This window comes from Mesorhizobium sp. M1D.F.Ca.ET.231.01.1.1 (assembly GCF_003999155.2).
Taxonomy (GTDB): domain Bacteria; phylum Pseudomonadota; class Alphaproteobacteria; order Rhizobiales; family Rhizobiaceae; genus Mesorhizobium.
Genome location: NZ_RZOZ02000011.1, coordinates 147844 through 170488, shown reverse-complemented (window position 1 = coordinate 170488; position 22645 = coordinate 147844). Strand labels below are relative to the sequence as shown.

The 22645-nt window shown below is 65.0% G+C and carries 15 protein-coding genes; 6 read left to right on the top strand and 9 right to left on the bottom strand.

Annotated features, from left to right (window positions below; all coding sequences use genetic code 11):
- Positions 1-7: 7 nt before the first annotated feature.
- The 7 genes from EN874_RS25490 to EN874_RS34490 form a co-directional block, all read right to left on the bottom strand.
- Positions 8-2227 carry a 3-hydroxyacyl-CoA dehydrogenase NAD-binding domain-containing protein gene (locus EN874_RS25490; protein WP_127427692.1) on the bottom strand — a complete coding sequence of 740 codons (2220 nt, stop codon included), beginning with the start codon at positions 2225-2227 and terminating at the stop codon, positions 8-10.
- A 15-nt stretch (positions 2228-2242) separates the two neighbouring features.
- Positions 2243-3451, bottom strand: a complete 1209-nt coding sequence (locus tag EN874_RS25485) for an acetyl-CoA C-acetyltransferase (protein WP_127427691.1) — start codon at positions 3449-3451, stop codon at positions 2243-2245.
- A gap of 33 nt (positions 3452-3484) precedes the next feature.
- Positions 3485-4657 carry an acyl-CoA dehydrogenase family protein gene (locus tag EN874_RS25480; RefSeq protein WP_127427690.1) on the bottom strand — a complete coding sequence of 391 codons (1173 nt, stop codon included), beginning with the start codon at positions 4655-4657 and terminating at the stop codon, positions 3485-3487.
- 52 nt (positions 4658-4709) lie between these two features.
- Positions 4710-6506 (bottom strand): acyl-CoA dehydrogenase, encoded by a 1797-nt coding sequence (locus EN874_RS25475; protein WP_127427689.1) that lies wholly within the window; start codon positions 6504-6506, stop codon positions 4710-4712.
- Positions 6507-6735: 229 nt separating this feature from the next.
- Complete coding sequence (locus EN874_RS25470) at positions 6736-7197, bottom strand: MerR family DNA-binding transcriptional regulator (RefSeq protein WP_127427735.1); 462 nt, start codon at positions 7195-7197, stop codon at positions 6736-6738.
- A gap of 251 nt (positions 7198-7448) precedes the next feature.
- Entirely contained in the window at positions 7449-8588 is a 1140-nt protein-coding gene (locus EN874_RS25465) for an acyltransferase (RefSeq protein WP_281061454.1), read from the bottom strand.
- Between the two features lie 5 nt (positions 8589-8593).
- Positions 8594-9643, bottom strand: a complete 1050-nt coding sequence (locus EN874_RS34490) for a hypothetical protein (protein ID WP_245513666.1) — start codon at positions 9641-9643, stop codon at positions 8594-8596.
- Positions 9644-10055: 412 nt separating this feature from the next.
- Here EN874_RS34490 and EN874_RS25460 point away from each other — a divergent pair, with 412 nt between their 5' ends.
- The 4 genes from EN874_RS25460 (at position 10056) to EN874_RS25445 (ending at position 17534) form a co-directional block, all read left to right on the top strand.
- On the top strand, positions 10056-14156 hold the full coding sequence (locus EN874_RS25460) for a peptidoglycan-binding protein (RefSeq protein ID WP_127427687.1): 4101 nt from the start codon (positions 10056-10058) through the stop codon (positions 14154-14156).
- Positions 14157-14367: 211 nt separating this feature from the next.
- Positions 14368-15285 (top strand): sulfite exporter TauE/SafE family protein, encoded by a 918-nt coding sequence (locus tag EN874_RS25455; protein ID WP_126085972.1) that lies wholly within the window; start codon positions 14368-14370, stop codon positions 15283-15285.
- The gene (locus tag EN874_RS25450; RefSeq protein WP_126085973.1) at positions 15285-16076 is read left to right on the top strand and encodes a TIGR02186 family protein; all 792 of its coding nucleotides are present in this window, start codon (positions 15285-15287) and stop codon (positions 16074-16076) included. Before EN874_RS25455 ends, EN874_RS25450 begins: the two co-directional genes overlap by 1 nt.
- Positions 16077-16277: 201 nt before the next feature.
- Positions 16278-17534 carry an Hsp70 family protein gene (locus tag EN874_RS25445; RefSeq protein ID WP_127427686.1) on the top strand — a complete coding sequence of 419 codons (1257 nt, stop codon included), beginning with the start codon at positions 16278-16280 and terminating at the stop codon, positions 17532-17534.
- Between the two features lie 284 nt (positions 17535-17818).
- Here the strand turns inward: EN874_RS25445 and EN874_RS25440 are convergent, their stop codons facing one another.
- Complete coding sequence (locus EN874_RS25440; protein WP_127427734.1) at positions 17819-18706, bottom strand: LysR family transcriptional regulator; 888 nt, start codon at positions 18704-18706, stop codon at positions 17819-17821.
- 68 nt (positions 18707-18774) lie between these two features.
- Positions 18775-18906 (bottom strand): hypothetical protein, encoded by a 132-nt coding sequence (locus tag EN874_RS34865; RefSeq protein WP_281061452.1) that lies wholly within the window; start codon positions 18904-18906, stop codon positions 18775-18777.
- 77 nt (positions 18907-18983) lie between these two features.
- Here EN874_RS34865 and EN874_RS25435 point away from each other — a divergent pair, with 77 nt between their 5' ends.
- Together EN874_RS25435 and EN874_RS25430 are read left to right on the top strand one after the other, a co-directional pair.
- Positions 18984-21914, top strand: a complete 2931-nt coding sequence (locus EN874_RS25435) for a molybdopterin oxidoreductase family protein (RefSeq protein WP_127427685.1) — start codon at positions 18984-18986, stop codon at positions 21912-21914.
- Positions 21911-22645, top strand: coding sequence for a 4Fe-4S dicluster domain-containing protein (locus EN874_RS25430; protein WP_127427684.1), 735 nt, complete (start codon positions 21911-21913; stop codon positions 22643-22645). Before EN874_RS25435 ends, EN874_RS25430 begins: the two co-directional genes overlap by 4 nt.

The following is a 22645-nucleotide window of genomic DNA, read 5'->3' as shown; positions in this document are numbered from 1 at the left end:
CCGGGCCTCAGGCGGCCTTCCTGACCTCGCCCTTCTGGTAGGGGTCGAAGCGCTGGTAGAAGGTCTCGCCTTTCTCGGCCATGTCGAGCAGAAGCTTGGGCGCCTTGAATTCGGCGCCGTATTTCTTCTGCAGGCCCTTGGCGATCTTGGCGAAACGCTTGGCGCCGATGCCGTCGATGTAGGACAGCGCGCCGCCGGTGAAGGGAGCGAAGCCGAAGGCCAGGATCGAGCCGACATCGGCCTCGCGCGGATCGGTGACGATCCCCTCTTCCATCACGCGGACCGCCTCAAGCGCGATGGTGACCAGCAGGCGCTCCTTCAGTTCCTCATAGTCGACCTTCTCCGGCCGGAGCTGCGGATAGAGGTCCTTGAGGCCCGGCCACAGCTTCTTCTTCGCCGGCTTGGCGGGGTAGTCATAGAAGCCCTTGCCATTCTTGCGGCCGAAGCGGCCATGCGTGTCGACCATGGTGTTGATCAGCGCCATCTGCTTCGGATCGACGGCCTTCTCGCCGAGATCCCTGATGGTCTGCTTCATGATCTTCTGGGCAAGATCGATCGCCGTCTCGTCGGTCAGCGCCAGCGGGCCGACCGGCATGCCGGCGGCCTTGGCGGCGTTCTCGATCATCGCCGCCGGCACGCCTTCGATCAGCATCTTGTAGGCTTCCGACATATAGCGCAGCACGCAGCGGTTGACGTAGAAGCCGCGCGTGTCGTTGACGACGATCGGCGTCTTCTTGATGGCGCGCACGAAATCGATGGCGACCGCGAGCGCCTTGTCGCCTGTCTTCTTGCCCAGGATGATCTCGACCAGCATCATCTTGTCGACCGGCGAGAAGAAGTGGATGCCGACGAAATTCTTCGGCCGCGTCGAGTTCTTGGCCAGCGAGGTGATCGGTATGGTCGAGGTGTTCGAGGCGAAGATCGCCGACGACTTCAGCACCGCCTCCGCCTTCTCGGTGGCGAGCTTCTTGACGGCCGAATCCTCAAAGACCGCCTCGACGACGAGGTCGCATCCGGCGAGGTCGGCATAGTCGGCCGTCGGCGTGATCAGCGACAGGAGACTGTCCTTCTCCTCGGGCTTGGCGCGACCCTTCTTGACCTGATCCGCCATCAGGCTGTCGGAATGCGCCTTGCCCTTCTCGGCCGACTCCATGTCGCGGTCGAGCAGCACGACCGGAATGCCGGCCTTGGCCGTGACATAGGCAATGCCGGCGCCCATGAAGCCGGCGCCGAGGATGCCGATCTTCTTGAACTTGGTGTCCGGCACGCCGGCCGGACGGCGCGCGCCCTTGTTCAGTTCCTGCAGCGACACGAATAACGAGCGGATCATCGCCGCCGCTTGCTTGGTCTGCATGATCTCGGTGAAGTAGCGCTGCTCGATCCTGAGCGCCGTGTCGAAGGGCACCAGCAGGCCTTCATAGACGCATTTCAGGATCGCGGCCGCGGCCGGGTAATTGCCGTAGGTCTCGCGGCGCAGGATGGCGATGGCCGGCGGCCAGAGATTGGCGCCGGCCGCCGAATAGATCGGACCGCCGGGCAGCTTGAAGCCTTTCTCGTCCCAGGGCGCCACCGGCCTCAGGCCGTTTTTGATCATCGCCTTGGCGGTCTCGACAAGCTTCTTCGGCTCGGCGATCTCGTGGATCAGGCCCATCGACTTCGCTTTCTGCGGCGTGAGATTCTGGCCGGTGGTCAGCATCTGCAGCGCCTGCTGCTGGTCGGTCAGCCGCGGCACGCGCTGGGTGCCGCCGGCGCCCGGGAAGATGCCAATCTTCACCTCGGGAAGCGCCATCTTCACCTTGTCGGAATCGGCCGCGACGCGGCCATGGCAGGCGAGCGACATCTCGAAGGCGCCGCCCATGCAGGTGCCGTTGATCGCCGATACCCACGGCTTGCCGGACGTCTCGATCTTGCGGAACAGGCCGGTCATGTAGCCGGCATTGTCGAACAGCGCCTTGGTCGCCTTGTCGAGGTCCTTCTCCTTGTCGACGGCGAAGGTGGCGAGCATCTTCTGCAGCATGGTGATGTCGGCGCCGCCGGAGAAGCTGTCCTTGCCGGAGGTGATGACCGCGCCCTTGACGGCGGCGTCGCCGGCGACCTTGTCGACGATGGCATTGAGCTCGCGCATCGCCTCCTCGGTGAAGACGTTCATCGAGCGTCCCGGCATGTCCCAGGTGATCAGCGCGATGCCGTCGGCGTCGATGTCGAGGGTGAAGTTGGTGTAGCTCATCTTTTTCTCTCCCCTTCAGACGCGTTCGATGATGGTGGCGGTGCCCATGCCGGCGCCGATGCAGAGCGTGACCAGCGCGGTGTTGAGGTCGCGGCGCTCCAACTCGTCGAGCACCGTGCCGAGGATCATCGCGCCGGTCGCGCCGAGCGGGTGTCCCATGGCGATGGCGCCGCCGTTGACGTTGATCTTGTCGTGCGGGATGTCGAACGCCTGCATGTAGCGCAGCACGACGGACGCGAAGGCCTCGTTGAGCTCGAACAGGTCGATATCCGACAGCTTCATCTTGGCGCGCTTCAACAGCTTCTCGGTGACGTCGACCGGGCCGGTCAGCATCAGCACCGGCTCGGAGCCGATATTGGCGAAGGCGCGGATGCGCGCGCGGGGTTTGATGCCGATGGTTTTCCCGGCCTTCTTCGAGCCGAGCAGCACGGCGGCGGCGCCGTCGACGATGCCGGAGGAGTTGCCGGCATGGTGGACGTGATTGACCTCCTCGACTTCCGGATGCTTTTGCACGGCGACGGCGTCGAAGCCGCCCATTTCGCCAGGCATGACGAAGGACGGATTGAGCGAGGCCAGCGACTGCATGTCGGTCGAAGGCCGCATGTGCTCGTCATGGTCGAGGATGGTGAGGCCGTTCTGGTCCTTGATCGGGATCACCGAATTCTTGAAGCGCCCCTCGGCCCAGGATTTTGCCGCGCGCTTCTGGCTTTCCACAGCATAGGCGTCGACGTCGTCGCGGCTGAAGCCGTATTTGGTGGCGATCAGGTCGGCCGAGATGCCCTGCGGCACGAACCAGCCGGGAAGGCCGACGGACGGATCCATGAACCAGGCGCCGCCGGACATGCCCATGCCGACGCGCGACATGGATTCGACGCCGCCGGCAATGACGATCTCGTCCGCCCCTTGCGCGATCTTGGCGGCGCCGAAATTGATGGCGTCGAGGCCCGAGGCGCAGAAGCGCGAGATCTGCATGCCGGGCGCCTTAGTGTCGTAGCCGGCCTCGAAGGCGGCGGCGCGCGGAATGACCGAGCCCGCCTCGCCGACCGGATCGACGCAGCCGAAGATGATGTCGTCGACGTTGCCGGTGTCGAACCCGTTGCGGTCGCGCAGCGCCTCAAGCGTCCTTGCCGCGAGCCGCACCGCCGGCACCTCATGCAGCGAGCCATCCTTCTTGCCCCTGCCGCGCGGCGTGCGCACGGCGTCGTAGACGTAAGCTTCGGCCATTTTTCTGCTCCTTGGGTTTGCCGGTCGCGGCGCTCAGAGAGAGCGCCCGATCAGCAATTTCATGATCTCGTTGGTGCCGCCGTAGATGCGCTGGACGCGGGCGTCGCGGTACATGCGGGCGATCGGATACTCATTCATGTAGCCATAGCCGCCATGCAGTTGAAGGCATTCGTCGACGACTTTGCCCTGCAGATCGGACAGCCAGTACTTGGCCATCGAGGCCGTCACCGGATCGAGGCCGCCATCGATGTGGCGGGCGACGCAATCGTTATAGAAGACGCGGCCGATCGTTGCTTCGGTCTTCAGCTCCGCCAGCTTGAACTGGGTGTTCTGAAAATCGATGATCGCCTTGCCGAAGGCCTTGCGCTCCTTGACGTAGTCGATGGTGAGCGCCAGCGCCCGCTCGACCATGGCGATCGCGCCGGTGCCGATCTGCAGCCGCTCCTGCGGCAACTGCTGCATAAGCTGGACGAAGCCCTTGCCTTCCTCATGGCCCAGCAGGTTCGAGGTCGGCACGCGCACGTCGTTGAAGAACAGCTCGGACGTGTCGTTGGCCTTCAGCCCGATCTTGTCGAGGTTGCGGCCGCGCTGAAACCCTTCGACCTCGTCGGTCTCGACAACGATCAGCGAGGTGCCCTTGGCGCCCTTTTCCGGATCGGTCTTGGTGACGACGATGATCAGGTTGGCGAGCTGGCCGTTGGTGATGAAGGTCTTGGAGCCGCTGATCTTGTAGTGGTTGCCGTCCTTCTCGGCGCGGGTCTTGACGCCCTGCAGGTCGGAGCCCGCGCCAGGCTCGGTCATGGCGATGGCTCCGATCAGCTCGCCGGTCGCCAGCTTCGGCAGCCACTTCTGTTTCTGCTCTTCGGAGCCGTAATGCAGGATATAAGGGGCGACGATCGAATTGTGCAGGCCGATGCCGAAACCGTCGACGCCGACATGGCCGATCGCCTCGATGATGGCGCTCTCATGCGCGAAGGTGCCGCCCGAGCCGCCATATTTTTCCGGCATCGAGGCGCAGAGCAGGCCGGCGGCGCCCGCCTTCAGCCAGCTCTCGCGGTCGAACATCTCGTTCTTCTCGAACTCGTCGTAACGCGGCGCGATCTCCTCCGACATGAAGCGCTGCGCCATGTCGTAGAGCATGCCGACCTCGTCCGCCGCCCAGGCGGGCTTCGGCAAGCCAAGAATTTCGGCTGGATTTGTCGCCACGATTTCCTCCGCGTTCCAACAATTGTGGGCCGGCTTCGCCGGCCCGCCAAACCTAGAACGCTTCCGCCGGCAGCGCCATTAGCGTGTCCGCGCCACTGGAAATGCGGGCAAGCCGTGTCGCCGTCTCCGGCATGATCCGCTCCATGAAGAAGCGCGCCGTCACCAGCTTGTTGTCGTAGAACGAGGCGGCGCCATTGGCGCCTTCGGCGAGCTTCGTTTGGGCGGCCTTGGCCATCTGGCCCCACATATAGCCAAGCGCCACCAGGCCGAAAAGATGCATGTAGTCGGTCGAGGCAGCACCGGCATTGTCGGGCTTGGCCATGCCGTTCTGCAGCAGCCACATGGTGGCGGCCTGCAAATCGTTGAGGCCCTTCTTCAGCGCCTTGGTGAAGGGCGCCATCTTCTCATCGGCCCGGTTCTCCTCGCAGAACTCGCCGACTTCCTTGAAGAAGGCCTGCACGGCGCGGCCGCCGTTCTGCGCCAGCTTGCGGCCGACGAGGTCGAGCGCCTGGATGCCGTTGGCGCCCTCGTAGATCATGGCGATGCGGGCATCGCGCACGAACTGGCTCATGCCATGCTCTTCGATGTAGCCGTGCCCGCCGAACACCTGCTGCGCCATCACAGCGTGGTCGAAGCCCTTGTCGGTGAGCACGCCCTTGACCACCGGCGTCATCAGGCCGGTGTAGTCGTCGGCCGCCTGGCGATCCTTGTCGTCGCCGGCGCGGTGCGCGACGTCGGACTTGATCGCCGTCCACAGCGCCAGCGCGCGGCCGCCCTCGTTGAACGCCCGCATGGTCATCAGCGAGCGGCGGATGTCGGGATGAACGATGATCGGGTCGGCCTTCTTGTCCGGCGCCTTGATGCCCGACAGCGACCGGCCCTGGAGGCGATCCTTGGCGTAGGAGACGGCGTTCTGATAGGCGATCTCCGACACCGACAGTCCCTGCAGGCCGACCCCAAGGCGGGCCTCGTTCATCATAGTGAACATGGCTTTCAGGCCGCCGTTCAACTCGCCGAGCAGCGTGCCCTCGGCCTCGTCATAGTTCATGACGCAGGTCGAGTTGCCGTGGATGCCCATCTTCTCCTCGATCGAGCCGCAGGAGAGCGAGTTGCGCTGGCCGGGATTGCCCGAGGCGTCGAGCTTGAACTTCGGCACGATGAACAGCGAGATGCCCTTGACGCCCTCCGGCGCGCCCTCGACGCGGGCCAGCACCAGATGGACAATGTTGTCCGCCATGTCGTGCTCGCCGGCGGAGATGAATATCTTCTGGCCGGAAATCCTGTAGGAGCCGTCGCCGTTCGGCACCGCCTTGGTGCGCAGCAGGCCGAGGTCGGTGCCGCAATGCGGCTCGGTGAGGTTCATGGTGCCGGTCCAAGTGCCTTCGATCAGCCCGGGCAGCCAGGTGGCCTTCTGCTCGTCGCTGCCGTGGGTGACGATCGCCGCGATCGCGCCTTGCGTCAGGCCGGGATACATCATCAGCGCCATGTTGGCGGAGACCATGTATTCGGAGACTGCGGTGTGGACGGTGTAGGGCAGGCCCTGGCCGCCGAACTCGGCGGGCGCGGCCAGCCCCATCCAGCCGCCTTCGCGATACTGGTCGAAGGCATCCTTGAAGCCCTTGGGCGTGGTCACCGATCCGTCGTCATGACGCAAACAGCCTTCCATGTCGCCGACACGGTTCAGCGGATGCATGACGTTTTCGGCAAGCTTGGCGCCTTCGGCGAGGATCGCCTCCAGGACGTCGGGCGTGGCGTCCGAGAAGCCTGGAAGATTGGAATAGCGCTGATAGCCGAGCACGTCGTTGAGCACGAACAGCGTGTCCTGGACGGGCGCCCTGTAGATCGTCATGCCTTCCTCCACCCTTGCGGTCCTGGCCAGCCAGCAAGTTCCCGAATCCAGGTTCGGATAGCGGGCCGAGCCAATGTCGATGTCCCGATAGCAAATATTGACGTTTGCGTAAACGTCAACTTCGTCGCAGCCAGAAAATTTTTGGTTGCTCGGGATGGAAGACGACAAAAAAAAGCCGCGCGGCCATGGCCACGCGGCTTTTTTGCTTGTTTTCGAGGGGCGGGAACGATCAGCCGGCAGCGCTTGCCTGCAGAGCGGCCCGCTCGGTCAGCATCCGGCGGACGACCGTCATCGAATTGCTCAGCTCGTTGATAGCGTCCTCGATCAGCGCCCGCTGCTTCTGCAGGCGGGCAAGCTGCTTCTCCGACTTGTCGAGCGCCAGCCGCAACTGCTTGGTGTTGGAGCCGGTCGGATCATAGAGATCCATCATCTGCTTGACGTCGCGCAGCGAGAACCCGACCTTGCGGCCGAGCAGGATCAGCTTCAGCCGGGCCTTGTCGCGGCGCGTGTAGAGACGAGTCGAGCCGTCGCGCTTGGGATTGAGGAGACCCTTGTCCTCATAGAAACGCAACGTGCGCAAGGTCACGCCATATTTCTTGGCCATCTCGCCGATGCGGGCGAGTTCCTCGCCGGCCTCGGCCGGTATGTCATTGCTATTGGCCGCGGCTTCGCCGGGCGAAACGAGTTTCATGGTCACTGGCTTTCCCCTGGTGGCGTCGCGGTCTCGGACCAAGCGTCGCCTGAGTGGAAGCGGGGGCGTGCTTCCAATCGTGGTTTCGACAAATCAATCGCAAGAGGCACGGCTTCGCACCTTTTACGTTTACGTCAATTCTATAGCGACAGCCGGCACTTGACGCAAGGGCGTTGTCGGAGCGGAACTTTATGACGCACCCGAGCTCTCGGGGAGATCAAAGCGGTGGCGCTGGCGAGCCGAGCGCCGCCTTATGCGACGGCAATGCCGGGCTGAACCATCCGGCCATCCTTGCGGGCGAGCCGGTCCTTCCAGCGCAGGAACGGCTTCTCGATTGCCAGATGAAGGACACTAGCAGCGGCGGCGCTTGCGAAGAAGTAAGCCGCCCAGAAAGACACCGATCCATGCGGGAGGGCAAGGGCCAGGACCAAGGGGAGCAACGGGTAGTGGACCAGATAAAGGCTATAGCTCAGCCGAGATAGAAGGTGGAAAAACGGCGTGAACGGCAAAGGCGTGCCGACAAGCTGCACCGCGCCGGCTACCAAGACGCCGGCAAGGACGGCGATCAGCGCCGGCTCAAGGCTGGCATCGAAAAAGTCAATCGACGACATGAAATCGCCGCTTGCGAACCAGACGCAGAAAACAACGGCGCCTCCACCCAACAGGCAGATTCCGCTTCGGCGAGACGGGACGATGAGACCGCGTTGCTGCGCCAGCGCGATGCCGACGCCATTCACCAGGCCCTCCAGGGTCATATGAAACGGGCTCCGGAAGATCGGCCAGAACTGGAGATAGTCCAGCGTCTCGTGAAGATTGAGATAGGTCACCGTCCGAAACGCGACGGGGAACGCAAAACACAGCAGCAAGAGGACCGCCTGGAGCCAGCCGGCCCTGCAGCGCAGCAGGAGAAAGATCAGCAGCGGAGCCAGGAGATAGAACTTCTCCTCGACGCCCAACGACCAGAAGACGACGTCGATGTCGGACGGCAGATAGTCCTGCAGGAAGACCAAGTGGTAGACGACGCGCAAGGCAAGCCGCTCGGGCGCCACGCCGAAGAGGGGAAAGGCTCCGGCCACGACCAGCGCAAGCACGGCGAAATAGGCGGGCACGATGCGCAGCGCGCGCATTGCCAGATAGCGTCCAATCCGGAAATCGGGGGAGCCCACCCCGGCGCGCAGCAGGTGGCGGGCGATCAGATAACCCGAAAGCACGAAGAACAGGTCGACCCCGACCCAGCCGTTCAGGAAGATGGTTTGCAAGGCGCCAAGATCGGCATCACCGGCGGCGAGATGGAGCGCTCGCTCGCCATGGCGCAGCATGACGAGCAAAATCGCGGCGGATCGAACCAGGTCGAGCCAGGGATTGTTCCGGCCGAAAGCGACGGCGGCCATGGGCGCTACGCCTGCAATCCAAGCGTCCTGCGGATCGGCTCCCTGCGCACCTTCCAGATTCGAGAATCGACGACGTAGTGATGGAAGTTCACGATCTGGTAGAGGACGATTGTCGTGGGCAGCCCGGCGAAGAAAAATGCCTCTAGCGTTCCCAGGATTGCCCAGTAGATGACGCCCGTGATCAGGATGCATGTCGCAAGATAGAGCCAGAGGCGTTGCGGCTGGCTGATATAGGAAAGAAAACGTGCATCGGGGTCGATGCCGTCCTTGAACCTGCGCGAATTGAACATCCAGACGAAGAGCACGTACTGGGCGTTGTGCCACATGTTGATCACCAGCCAGCCTACGGTGATGTCCCGAATGACCAGATAAGCGACGGCAAAGATCAAGAAGTGGGTCAGCATGTACATCGTATGGACAAGCGCCAGGCGGCCTTGACGCGCGGCCTGGAAGCGACGCCAAACCCAGATCGCCAGCAATATCGCTGTCGCGATGGCAGCGACACCAAGCATGGCGGCCGGCACCGGCACGACACGCAACTCCATTCCGATAAACAGGCCCGTATCCTGGTACGACCTGAACAGGATTCCGAGAACCGGCACGGCATAGAAAATAGCCTGGTCGAGCCAGCCGTCCTCATAGAGGGCGTTTCTTTCCTTGCCCCGGTAGGCCCGGGAAATTCCCCAGCTCTGCCTGGTGTAGTGGAACCACTGCCAGTAGAAATAGACCGATACGACGGTCCAGAGACCGACGAAATAGACGATCGCCAGCGTGCCGACGGCGACCGCCGGAAGCAGCACAACAAGCAGCGGCCAGTGCTCCGAGAAGCTCTTTCGATCGAAGCAAAGGCGCGTGTAGGTCGCGATGACGTGGTGATAGCCAAGAAACCAGAGGTCGAAGAGCAGGATCGGCGTGAAGAGTTGCGGCTGCCAGAGAATGACCGCGCCCGTCAGGAAGGCGACGGCGGGAATGCCCAGGATAAACGAAAGATCGAACCGGGCTCCGCGAAGCCAAGCCCGGTTGGACTGCCTCAAAGGCATGGCAATGTCGGACATTTGCCCGTTCCCCGCCGCCGTGGAATCACACCCAGGCCGAAATTACGGCATGGTGCCAGGATCGTCCACATCCGGAAAAAATGACGCTTAAGCCATCCTAAACGCGCAATCTGACGGCGGCCCGGCACGGGTGAGATCGTGACCGGCCGGCCTTGTGGCGCAAGCATCCGTCCATCGACAAAGTTTCAACTTCTTAAGCTTGGTTAACGCGTTGTTTACCACGTTGGGCGAAATGTGCGCATGTCGGTCACCCGTGTTTATCCTGTAGCGAATTTTTCACGGTTTTTCGAAGCGTGGGTGAAAAACCCGGGAAGCCCGTCTTCCTCCGCAGCAAAACCGAGCGGACGCCTTCGTTCCCGGCAGGACTTTGGGAAACCGGCCACGGCCGGGCATTCTGAACACGGGCGCATCGATGAACAGCAAGCGGTCCTATCTCGATACACTCAACACCGGCAGGCAACGCCGACCGCACACCTCGCTGGAGGAGCTGAACCGCTCGCTCGAAACGCTGGAGCAGCGGCTGGAGCGGACCCGCGCCGACACGCCCGAGCGCCCCGATCCGCGGGGACCGGCCGCCGAGCCACGCTATGGCGCCGCGCAACCTTACGGATCGCCCCGCTGGTACGAAGACCCCTACACCACGCAGAGGGAGCAGAACCGGGGGCCGCAAAATCCGGCGCCCGCCGCTTCCGACCTCGGCCCCAACTACCAGGCCATCGCCCGCGACATCGACCGGGTGCGCGGACAGGAGGACGGCGTCGCGATGGTGGGCAAGATCGCCGTCGAATTGCGCGGACTGCGCGAGGAGTTGCGCCATCAGATGACCGCCGGCCTGCAGCGCGAATTCGACGCGCTGCGCCACGATATCGATCGCGCCATGCAGGCGGCTAGCCGGCATGGCGCCCCCGCCGACAAGAGCAGCGCCGAGCTCGGCCTCGAGTTCGAACGCCTTTCCGGCGCCATCCACACGCTTGCCGAGAAGAGCGACGACCGCAGCGTCAACCTGCTGCGGCTGGAGCTGGAACAGGTCAAGGCGGCGCTCGACACGCTGGCACGCGAGGAAAGCGTGCAGGCCGTCGACCAAAGCGTGCGGGCCGTCGATCGCCGCTGGGACGATTTCGACCGCCGCTGGAGCGCCTTCGAGGATCGCGTCGACGCCGACCAGCGCCAGCGCGCCGAAGGTCCCAGCCTTTCGATGCTCACCGACCGGCTCGAACAGATCAGCAGCGCGGTCAACAACCTGCCGCAGTCGCTGTCGCTCGCCTCGCTGGAGGAAAAAGTGCGCACCCTGGCCGGCGCGGTCGACCGTTTCGCCAGCCAGCAGACGATGCGCGGCGGCGAGACGCTTGCCATGATCGACGAGCGGCTGGACGAGATCTCGCGCGCCATCGTCGCCTCGACCGTGGCCGCCCAGGCCAATGCCTTCGATCCGGAAACGTTCGGCCGCATCGAGAATCGGATCGCCTCGCTGGCGCAGCAGATCGAGGAGGTCGCGCAGTCGCGCCCCGGCGCCGAGGTCATCGAACGCCTCAACCTTCTGTCCACCCGGGTGGACGAACTCGCGGGACGCACCAACTTGCCGGAGCAGGCGATGGAGCGTCTGGGCAATCAGATCGCCCTGATCACCGACAGAATAGACCGCGCGCCGGCAATGCCCGACGCCGACCATATCTTCCAGGGCCTGGAGCAACGCTTCGACGCGCTGTCCAGCCTGCTCGAGCGCCGCCAGGGCGATGCGATCGAGCAGGGCAACATGCTGTTCCGCGACCTCGAGCGGCGGCTGGACGAAGTCGCCGACAGGCTCGACCAGCGCATGCGACAGGACGACGGCGCCGGCATTATGGAGGCGATCGACGCTCGCTTCACCGCCCTCGCCAAGCGCATCGAGACGCGCGTGCCCGATCCCGCCAACGAGATGGCGATCCGCGGCCTGGAAAGCCGGCTCGAGGATATTTCCAGCCGGCTGGAATCGTCCGCGGCGCAGGTTGCCGGCATCGATCCGGCGCTGATCCGCAGCCTGGAGTCGCAGGTGACCGCCCTTTCGGCGCACCTGTCGAAGCCGAGCATGCCGCTGCCCGATTTCGAGGACATCAGCCCGCGCCTCAACGAGATCGAGAAGTCGCTGGTCGGCACGCGCGATTCCATCCTCAGCGTCGCGCGCGAAGCGGCGGAGAACGCCGTGCGGTCGCTGGCCGAGTCGAGCTCCGGCACGGCCGCTTCCAACGCGGCCGCAGTCGGCGGCCTCGCGCAGGACCTGAAGACGCTCGAAGCGCTCACCCGCCGTTCCGACGAGCGCAATTCGCGAACCTTCGAGGCGATCCACGACACGCTGCTCAAGATCGTCGACCGGCTTGGCTCCCTTGAGGCCGACGAGCCCAGCGAAGCGGTCAGCGAACTGGTCGACCCGCAGCCGGGCGCCAGACGAGCCGCCCGCGCCGGCAAGATCGCGGTGCAGGATGCGCCGTCGATGGATATCGACCAACCGCTGCCGCTGACCGGAGCCATGGCCGATCTCGACGCGCAGGCCGCTTCCATCCTGCGCAACGAGCCGGCTGCACGGGGCGAACCTGTCGCGCGTGGCGAAGCTGTCACGCATGGCGAACCTGCCTCCCGCACGCCCGCCGAGGCCGCGGCGGCGGCCGCCATGGCCGCGCTCGGATCGGACGCGATTGGCGAGAAGGCCGAGAAGACCGGCCGCAAGAAGTCGATGTTCAGCGGGCTGGCGCGCGCCTTCAAGGGCAAGAAGAACGAGGACACGCCGCCGCTCGCAGGCTCGGCGCCGGCCGGCGACGTTCCGACCGTCGATATCGACGAACCGCTCGACCCCAGAGCGGCCAACCGGCCGCTGGAGCCGGGCTCCGGCGCGCCGGACCTCAACGCCATCATGAAGCGGGTGCGCGACGAACGCGGCGCCCAGCCGGCCAAGCGCAGCGAGACGGACGCCGCCAAATCCGATTTCATCGCGGCCGCCCGCCGCGCGGCCCAGGCCGCAGCGGCGGAAGCCGATGCGCTGAAGCGGCAGTCGACCATGACCGGTCCGGTGAAGGCGCTCAGAATCGGCGACCTGCTCAAGGCGCGGCGCAAGCCCATCCTGATGGCGGCCGCCGCGATCATGATGGCGCTGGCCGGCCTGCAGCTCGGCAAGGCCTTCTTCTCCGATCCGGCGCCGGTCGCCAGCAACGACGTGGCGCCAATCGTCTCCACGCCGACGGTCGACACGGCATCGCTCGACACCGCCGGCGCTCCCAAGGCCGACGCGGACATCGCGAAGCCCGAGAGCGCGCCGGAGCGGGTCGTCAGGCAGGCCGAACCGTTGAAGGACGATCCGGCGCCACAGGCCGCCGCTCAGCCCGCCGGTCCCGAGGCGCCGGTCGCCGCGGCGCCGGCCGAACCGGCGCCTGCTCCGATGGCGCTCGCCGCGCCGTCCCAGCCTGCGCCGGCGCCACAAGCCTCGCTCACACCATCCGAACCGGCCGCTGCGGCCGCGAACGCACCGGCGATGGACACGGATGCGGATGCGCAGCCCATGACCAGCGCACCAGCGGCCAGCACTCCGGCCGCCGGCGCTTCTTCGGCCAGCACGCCGGCTGCCACGTCCGCCGACACCACGGGCACCGTCCCGCCGGCAGGTGGCCAGCCCGCGAATTCGGTCGCCAAGATCGATATCCCGACCGACATCGGCCCGGTGGCGCTGCGCGACGCAGCCGCCGGCGGCGATGCCAAGGCGCTGTTCGAGATCGGCTCGCGCTACGCGGAATCGCGCGGCGTCAAGGAAGACATGGCGGCGGCGGCCAAATGGTACGAGAAGTCCGCCGAACTGGGCTTCGCGCCGGCCGAATACCGCATAGGCAATTTTTACGAGAAGGGCATTGGCGTCGCGCGTGACATCAAGAAGGCCAAGACCTACTACCAACTCGCGGCGGAACAGGGCAACGCCAGCGCCATGCACAATCTGGCGGTGCTGTTCGCCATGGCGGCGGACGGCGTGACCGACAATGAATCGGCGGCGCACTGGTTCCAGGAGGCGGCCGACCTCGGCGTCAAGGACAGCCAGTTCAATCTCGGCATCCTTTCGGCCAAGGGCGTCGGCATGAAGCAGAACCTGGAGGACTCCTACAAATGGTTCGCCCTTGTCGCCAAGACCGGCGACAAGGACGCCGCGGCCAAGCGCGACGAGATCGCCAATGCGCTGAGGCCCGAGCAGCTCGAGCGCGCCCGCGCCGCCACGGAACTGTGGAAGCCAAAGCCGCTCCACGCGACCGCCAACTCTGCCGATGTCCCGGAATCCTGGCAGGACAGCACGCCGCAGACCACCGCCAGCATCGACATGAAGAAGGCGGTGAAGAACATCCAGCTGATCCTCAACAAGAACGGCTATGACGCCGGCGGCGCCGATGGCGTGATGGGCGACAAGACCAAGACCGCCATCATGGCCTTCCAGACCGACAACAAGATGAAGCCGACCGGCGAGATCGACGCGCCGCTCGTCAAGGCGCTGCTGGCGCACAAATAACGGCAGGCGCGTCGCTTCCGCGACGGCTTGCCACAGATTTGCCTGTTAACTGATTGAGATGATTTTTGTTTCGGCGCGGCGGCGGGGGTTGACCCTCGCCGCCGCGCTGGCGCAAGAAAAAATTGGCTTTTCGGTGTGAAACTGCTTTTTCAGTGCGAAACTGCTGGGGACGGCGGCGTTCGCCGATAGGCAAACTGATCGAGACAGACGGGTGGGCATCTATCTCCCGATCGCGGAAATTTCCGTCAACGTCTTCGTGCTGCTGGCGATGGGCGCGGCGGTGGGTTTCCTGTCGGGCATGTTCGGGGTCGGCGGCGGCTTCCTGATCACGCCGCTGTTGATCTTCTACAACATCCCGCCGGCAATCGCGGTGGCCACCGGGGCCAACCAGGTCATCGCCTCCTCCTTCTCCGGCGCGCTGTCGCACTTCAAGCGCGGCACGCTCGACTTCAAGCTTGGCGGCGTGCTTCTGGCCGGCGGCATCGTCGGCTCGAGCGCCGGCATCTATGTCTTCGCGCTGCTGCGCCGGCTCGGCCAGCTGGACCTCTTCATCTCGCTGCTCTACGTCGCGCTGCTCGGCACCGTCGGCGGGCTGATGCTGGTCGAGAGCGTGAACGCGCTGCGCGCCAGCCGCAGCGGCGCGGCACCGGTGCTGAAGAAATCCGGCCAGCACAACTGGATCCACCGGCTGCCGTTCAAGATGCGCTTCCGCGCCTCGAAACTGTTCGTCAGCGTCATCCCGGTGCTTGGGCTGGGCGCTGCCATCGGCTTCCTGTCCTCGATCATGGGCGTCGGCGGCGGCTTCATCATGGTGCCGGCGCTGATCTACCTGCTCAAGGTGCCGACCAATGTCGTTATCGGCACCTCGCTGTTCCAGATCATCTTCACCTCGGCCTACACCACCCTGGTGCATGCAACGACCAACCAGACCGTCGACGTGATCCTCGCCTTCCTGTTGATGGCGGGCGGCGTCGCCGGCGCGCAATACGGCGCCAAGGCCGGCCAGAGGCTGCGCGGCGAGCAGTTGCGGGCCCTGCTTGCGCTGCTGGTGCTCGCCGTCGCCATCCGCCTCGCCATCGACCTTTTTGTCACCCCGCCCAATCGCTATTCGCTCGCGGGCCTGACCTGATGGCGGGATTGAGAGCGTTCGCAGCCGCCTCCTTCCTGTTGCTTGCTTCCGCGGCACTGCCGGCGGCGGCACAGACGCCGGCAGCCGAAAGCATCCAGATCGGCCTGTCCACCGACGCCATTTCGATCACTGCCGGATTTTCCGGCGCCGACCTCACCATTTTCGGCTCGCTGGAAAATCCCGATCCGCTGATCGCGCGCCAGGGACGCTACGATGTCATCGTCGTGCTCGAGGGTCCCGCCCGCCCCGTCGTCGTGCGCCGCAAGGACAGGGTGCTCGGCGTCTGGGTCAATCTGGAATCGGAAACGTTCGAGAACGTGCCGGTGTCCTATTCGGTCGCGACCACCCGCCCGCTGCAGGACATCACCGAGCCGAACAGCTACAAGCAACTGTCGCTCGGCGCTTCAAACCTCTACATGCAGCCGGCCGAGCCCAGCGACAGCCCGGCGACGATAGAGGAATTCACCTCGGCGCTTCGCTCGCGCAAGGCGGCGACCGGCCTGTACAGCGAAAATGTCGGCGGCGTGCAGTTCCTGTCGCAGAACCTTTTTCGCGCCACCGTCCGGCTCGCGCCCAACATCCCGGTCGGCACCCACAAGGCGCGCGCCTTCCTGTTCAAGAGCGGCATGTTCGTCAAGGAAAGCTCTGCCCAGCTCGAAATCCGCAAGTCCGGTTTCGAGCAGTCGATCTTCCGCGTCGCGCACGACTATTCCTTCCTCTACGGCGTGTTCGCCGTGTCGCTCGCCATGCTCACCGGCTGGCTCGGACGCATCGTCTTCCGCAAGGATTGAGGTTTCACGGGAAAATGGGAAGACCCATTTTCCCGTGAAAGAGGGTTCCCCTCTTCGCAATCTTGCGCTAGACCGCCGCCTCCCGCCCGACGGGCAACCAACGCACATTCAATTTCGGCAGAGCGGTCCGGCCATCCGGACGACGGCGCGTTTTTCCGACGCCGGCAATCCGGTGCCGCGGCGCAATGACAGGAGGCTGCGATGCAATCGGCATTCGGCGGCATCGATTTCGGCACGTCCAATTCCACGGTGGGCGTGATCCGCGACGGGCGCGCTCGACTGGTGGCGCTTGAGGGCGAGCAGCCCACTTTGCCGAGCGCCGTCTTCTTCAACTTCGAGGACGGCCATACCTATTTCGGCCGGCGCGCGATCGCCGACTACACCGACAGCGTCGAGGGCCGGCTGATGCGCTCGCTGAAGAGCGTGCTCGGCAGCTCGCTCGCCAGCGAGAAGACGCGCATCAAGGCACGCCTGATCGGCTTTACCGACATCATCGGGTTCTTCATCGGTCATTTGAAGAAGCGGCTGGAGGAGGATGCCGGCGGCCCGGTCGAGCGCGTCGTGCTCGGCCGCCCGGTGCAGTTCGTCGACGACGATGCCGAAGCCGACGCGAAGGCGCAGGGCGAGCTCGAAACGGCGGCGCACGCGCAGGGCTTCAAGCATATCGCCTTCCAGTTCGAGCCGATCGCGGCAGCGCTCGACTACGAACAGAACGTCGCGCAGGAAGAGCTTGCGCTGATCGTCGACATGGGCGGCGGCACTTCCGACTTTTCGGTCGTGCGCGTGTCCCCGGAGCGCGCCCGCTCGGACGACCGCAAGGGCGACATCCTCGCCAATCGCGGCATCCATATCGGCGGCACGGATTTCGACCGGCTGCTGAGCATCGCCCATGTCATGCCCGAGCTCGGCTATCTGACGCCGACCAAGGACGGCAAGCGCAATCTGCCGGCAAGCTATTTCGTCGACCTGGCGACCTGGCAGCGCATCAACCTCGTCTACACCGCCAAGGCGATGTCGGACCTCAAGCAGATCCGCTTCGAGGCCGAGCGCGCCGACCTCGTCGACCGCTTCATCCACATCGTCGAGCATCGTTACGGGCATGCGATGGCCGGCCTGGTCGAGCGGGCCAAGATCGCGCTCACCGACCAGTCTTCGGCCGACGTCAAGGTGTCGCTGCCCGGCGCACGCTTCGCGGCCGGGATCACGCGCGCGGGCCTCGAGGAAACGATCGGCGCGGACATCGAACGGGTGACCGCGACGGTCAGGCGGACGATCGCCGACGCCGGTGTTGCCGCCTGCGCCATCACCGCCGTGTTCCTCACCGGCGGCTCGACGGCGATCCCGCTGGCAAAGCGGCGGATCCTCTCACTGGTGCCGCAGGCCTCGGTCATCGAAGGCGACATGTTCGGCTCGGTGGGGCTTGGGCTCGCGCTGCATGCGCGGCGTAAGTTTGCGTGACCGACGGAGATTGGCGAAGACGCCAGTCACTTCGTCATCCACGGGCGGAGCAAGGAGCGAAGCGACGCGGCGCAGACCCGAGGATCCATTCCGTGACTTTGAAGCGTTGCTACGATGCAGAATTCTGCTCCGCTGCGCCCCCCCGGCCGGGGTAACGGCATGGATCCTCGGGTCTGCGCTCCGCTTCACGTCGCTCCGCCTGTGGATGACGAAGTTCGCCGGCTTCGGCCAATCGCGGGCGTTCGCGATGATCTGCAACAACGCAATCCGGCTGCGCCCTGAGATCAGCCGACCTTTCCACCCAGATGCGCCTTGAGCGCCATCTGCGCGAGGCTCGCCTGCCGGTCGCGGTGCGTGATCATGGCGAAATCGCGCTTCGGCAATTCGACGGGCACGGACCTGAGGCTGCCCTCGGCCAGCGAGCGTGCGACGACCAGCTCCGAAATGATGGTCGCGCCGGCGCCGGCCTCCACCGCCTGACGCACCGCCTCGTTGCTGGGCAGGACCAGGAAAATCTGCAGCTCCGCCGGCGAGACGCCTTCGCTGCGCGCGAAATCCTCCAGCGCCTCGCGCGTGCCCGACCCGCCTTCCCTGATGATCCAGCGCAATGCCCGGATATCGAGGTTTCCAGCCGGCGTCGTCGGAATTTCGGGATGCGAGCGCGCCACCACAAGCATCAGGTGGTCCTCGTCGACCGTGGCGCGCCGCAGGATGTCGGACTCGGTGCGGCCTTCGACCAGTCCGAAATCGGCCCGGCCGTCCAGCACATTGGCCTCGACCTGCCTGGTGTTGCCGATGGTGGCGCTCAAGCGCACCGCCGGATAGGCTTCATGGAACGAAGCCAGGCGCCGCGGCAGCCAATAGCTGGCGATCGTCTGGCTGGCCGATATCGACAGGCTGCCGGTGACGGTCTGCGAGACATGCTCCAACACGTTGTGGGCGGCGGCGGCCCGCTCCAGCACCGCCTTGGCTTCGGGCAGGAAACGGTGGCCGGTCTGCGCCAGCTCGATGTTGCGGCCGACGCGGTTGAAGAGACGCACGCCATGCTGGCTTTCGAGCGCGCGGATGGCAGCCGAAGCCGCCGACTGCGAGATGCCGAGCAGCTCGGCCGCCTTGGTCATATGGCCGTGCTCGGCGACCGCGACGAATATGCGCAACTGATCGAGGGTCATGGCCAACTAAGAAGCAAAATCGATCGGAATTACAAGAGCTTCTTGTTAGACGGATCAATTGCTTTGTTCTAACTTTCTGCCTGGGCTTGGAAAAATTTGGCTGTTCCGCCGCCAAGGTTGGAAATGATCGGGCGCTTCAATTCCTTTTCGCGCATTGGGGCCGCCGACTGAGGCGGCAGTTGGCCGGCGAGCGTTATCATCCCGAGCTCCACTATATGCGCGGCCCAGGGCCAAAGACGAAGGCCAAGATAGTGAGCGGCAAGAGCGTTAGCGGATCATGAGCTCAGCTGCGCCGCGCGGCGCCAATTCAGCCCCATCCCAGCGGCCGCTGGCCGACAGCCAGGCGCCCGACGAGGGCGACGGCGTCGACACCTCGCCGAGCGTCTCGGACCGGATCGCCAAGACCACCTGCTATATGTGCGCCTGCCGCTGCGGCATCGACGTCCACATCAAGGACGGCCAGGTGCGCTACATCAACGGCAACAAGGATCATCCGGTCAACCGCGGCGTCATCTGTGGCAAGGGCAGTGCCGGCATCATGCAGCATTACAGCCCGGCGCGGCTGAGGAAACCCCTGCTGCGCAGCGGGCCGCGCGGCTCCGGCGAATTCCGCGAGATCGAGTGGGACGAAGCGCTCACCATAGCCACCGAGCGGCTGTCGGCGATCCGCCGGACCGATCCGAAGAAACTCGCCTTCTTCACCGGGCGCGACCAGTCGCAATCGCTGACCGGCTGGTGGGCGAGGCAGTTCGGCACGCCGAACTTTGCTGCCCATGGCGGCTTCTGCTCGGTCAACATGGCGGCCGGCGGCCTCTACACCATCGGCGGCTCGTTCTGGGAGTTCGGCGAGCCCGACTGGGACAACACCAAATACTTCATGTTGTTCGGCGTCGCCGAGGACCATGATTCCAACCCGATCAAGATCGGCCTCGGCAAGCTCAAGGCGCGCGGCGCCAAGGTGGTGTCGATCAACCCGTGCCGCACCGGCTACAACGCGATCGCCGACGATTGGATCGGCATCCGGCCGGGCACGGACGGATTGTTCGTGCTGGCGCTCGTCCATGAACTGCTGAAGGCCGGCCGCGTCGATCTCGACTACCTGCTGCGCTACACCAACGCGCCGGTACTGGTCGTACAGGCGCCCGGGTCCGCCGATGACGGACTGTTCGCGCGCGACGATGCCGGCAACCTGCTCGCTTGGGACAGGGTGGCAAAAGCCGTTGTCAACGCAGCCGATCCCGAAGCAAAGCCGGCGCCGACCGGCAGCCACATGGTCAATGGCCGGCGCTGCGTGCCGGTATTCCAGCTCATCGCCGACCGCTACCTCGATGCGGGCTATTCACCGGACGCCGTGGCGGAGCGCTGCGGCGTCAGCGCCGATACGATCCGCCGCATCGCGGCGGAGCTGGCGCATGTCGCCTTCGAGCGGACGATCGAACTGCCGGTCGCCTGGATCGACTGGGCGGGCCGCCGGCACGAGACGATCAAGGGGCGGCCGATTTCGATGCATGCCATGCGCGGCATCTCGGCCCATACCAACGGTTTTCAAACCTGCCGCGCCATCCACCTGCTGCAGGTCCTGCTTGGCACCGTGGACGTGCCCGGCGGCTTCCGCTTCAAGCCGCCCTACCCCCGCTGCGCGCCGCCGGGGCCGAAGCCAGCGGGCAAGAACGTGCAGCCGATGACGCCGCTGGACGGCATGCCGCTCGGATTCGTCTCAGGGCCCGACGATCTGCTCGTCGACGAGGCCGGAACTTCGATCCGCATCGACAAGGCCTATTCCTGGGAAGCGCCTTTGGCTGCGCACGGGCTGATGCACTCGGTCATCCGCAACGCCTGGGCCGGCGATCCTTATCCGATCGACACGCTGATGATGTACATGTCGAACATGGCGTGGAATTCCTCGATGAACACCGTCGAGACCATTGCCATGCTGACCGACCGGGACGGGGCCGGGAATTACAAAATCCCCTTCATCATCTATTCCGACGCCTATTATTCCGAGACGGTGGCGTTTGCCGACCTGGTGCTGCCCGACACCACCTATCTCGAGCGGCACGACTGCATCAGCCTGCTCGACCGGCCGATCAGCCACGCCGACGGTCCGGGCGACGCCATACGCCATCCGGTCGTGCAGCCGGACCGCGACGTGCGGCCGTTCCAGTCGGTGCTGATCGAGCTTGGGGCGCGGCTCGGCCTGCCGGCCTTCGTCACCGAGGACGGCTCGGCGAAATACCGCGACTATGCCGACTACATCGTCAATCATGAGCGCACGCCGGGCATCGGTCCGCTCGCCGGCTGGCGCGGCAGGAACGGCGAGGCGATCGGCAAGGGCGAGGTCAATCCCGACCAGTTGCAGCGCTACATCGACAATGGCGGCTTCTGGCACCACGATTTTTCCGCCGACCAGCGCTACTACAAGATGGGCAACCGCGCCTATCTCGACTTCGCGGTCGAGATGGGCTTCATCGGCAAGGCCGAGCCGATCGTGTTCCAACTTTACTCGGAGCCGATGCAGCGCTTTCGCCTCGCAGCGCGGGGCCATGGCAAGGCCCAACCGCCGGAGGCCGAGCGCGGTCGCATCGAGGCCTATATGGACCCGCTGCCATTCTGGTACGCGCCCTTCGAGGACGATGCCGTCGAGCTCGAAAAATATCCGCTGCATGCGCTGACGCAGCGGCCGATGCATATGTACCATTCCTGGGGCTCGCAGAATGCCTGGCTGAGGCAGATCACCAGCCAGAACCGACTGTTCGTGCACCGGAAGACGGCAGGCAAGCTCGGCCTTGCCGATGACGACTGGGTGTGGATCGAAAGCGTCAACGGCAGGGTGAAGGGACAGATCAAGCTGATCGACGGCGTGAACCTGGACACGGTCTGGACCTGGAACGCCATCGGCAAGCGACGTGGCAGCTGGGGCCTGAAGGACGATGCGGCCGAGAGCAATCGCGGCTTCCTGCTCAACCACGTCATCGGCGACCAGACCGCGGCCGACGCCAGCGGCAAGCGCTATTCGAATTCCGATCCCGTCACCGGCCAGGCGGCGTGGTTCGATGTTCGGGTGCGCATCGTCAAATGCGCAGCAGAGGAGGCCGGCTTCACCGAGCCGCAATTCGAACGCTTCCGGCAGCCACCACAGTACGAGCCCGCTGTGGATGTGCTTCGTTTCGGTGCCGAATTCCGCATCAAGAGGGAGGCCGCCGAATGACCTGCCTTCCCGGCCAGACCGAGAAAAAGCTTGGCCTCGTCATCGACCTCGACACCTGCGTCGGCTGCCAGGCCTGCGTGACCGCCTGCAAGGAATGGAACACCGGCGGCCACATGGCGCCGCTGACCGACACCGATCCCTATGGCGGGCATGTCGACGGCGTCTGGTTCAACCGCGTGCACGCTTACGAGCACATGACGGAGATGGGCGGCCGCACGGTCAACTTTCCGCGCTCCTGCCTGCATTGCGAGCAGCCGGCCTGCGTCACCGTCTGCCCGACCGGCGCCTCCTACAAGCGCGCCTCGGACGGCATCGTGCTGGTCGACGAGGACAAATGCATCGGCTGCAAGCTGTGCAGCTGGGCCTGCCCCTATGGCGCGCGCGAGTTCGACACTGACGTCGGCGTGATGAAGAAATGCACGCTCTGCGTCGACCGCATCTACAACGACAATCTGGCCGAAGAAGACCGCGTGCCGGCTTGCGTCGCCGCCTGCCCGACCAGCGCCCGGCATTTCGGCGACCTCGGCGATCCAGCTTCCGCCATTTCGCGGCTTGTGGCGGAGCGGGGTGGCGTCGACCTTATGCCGGAGCTCGGCTACAAGCCGACCAACAAGTACCTGCCGCCGCGCGCCCATACCGGGCGCTCGGCAAAGGTGGACGCGCCGGCGCTGGAGCCTATCAAGGCCGAAGGCGGCTTCCTCGGCTGGATCGACCGCATGCTTTCGACCTAG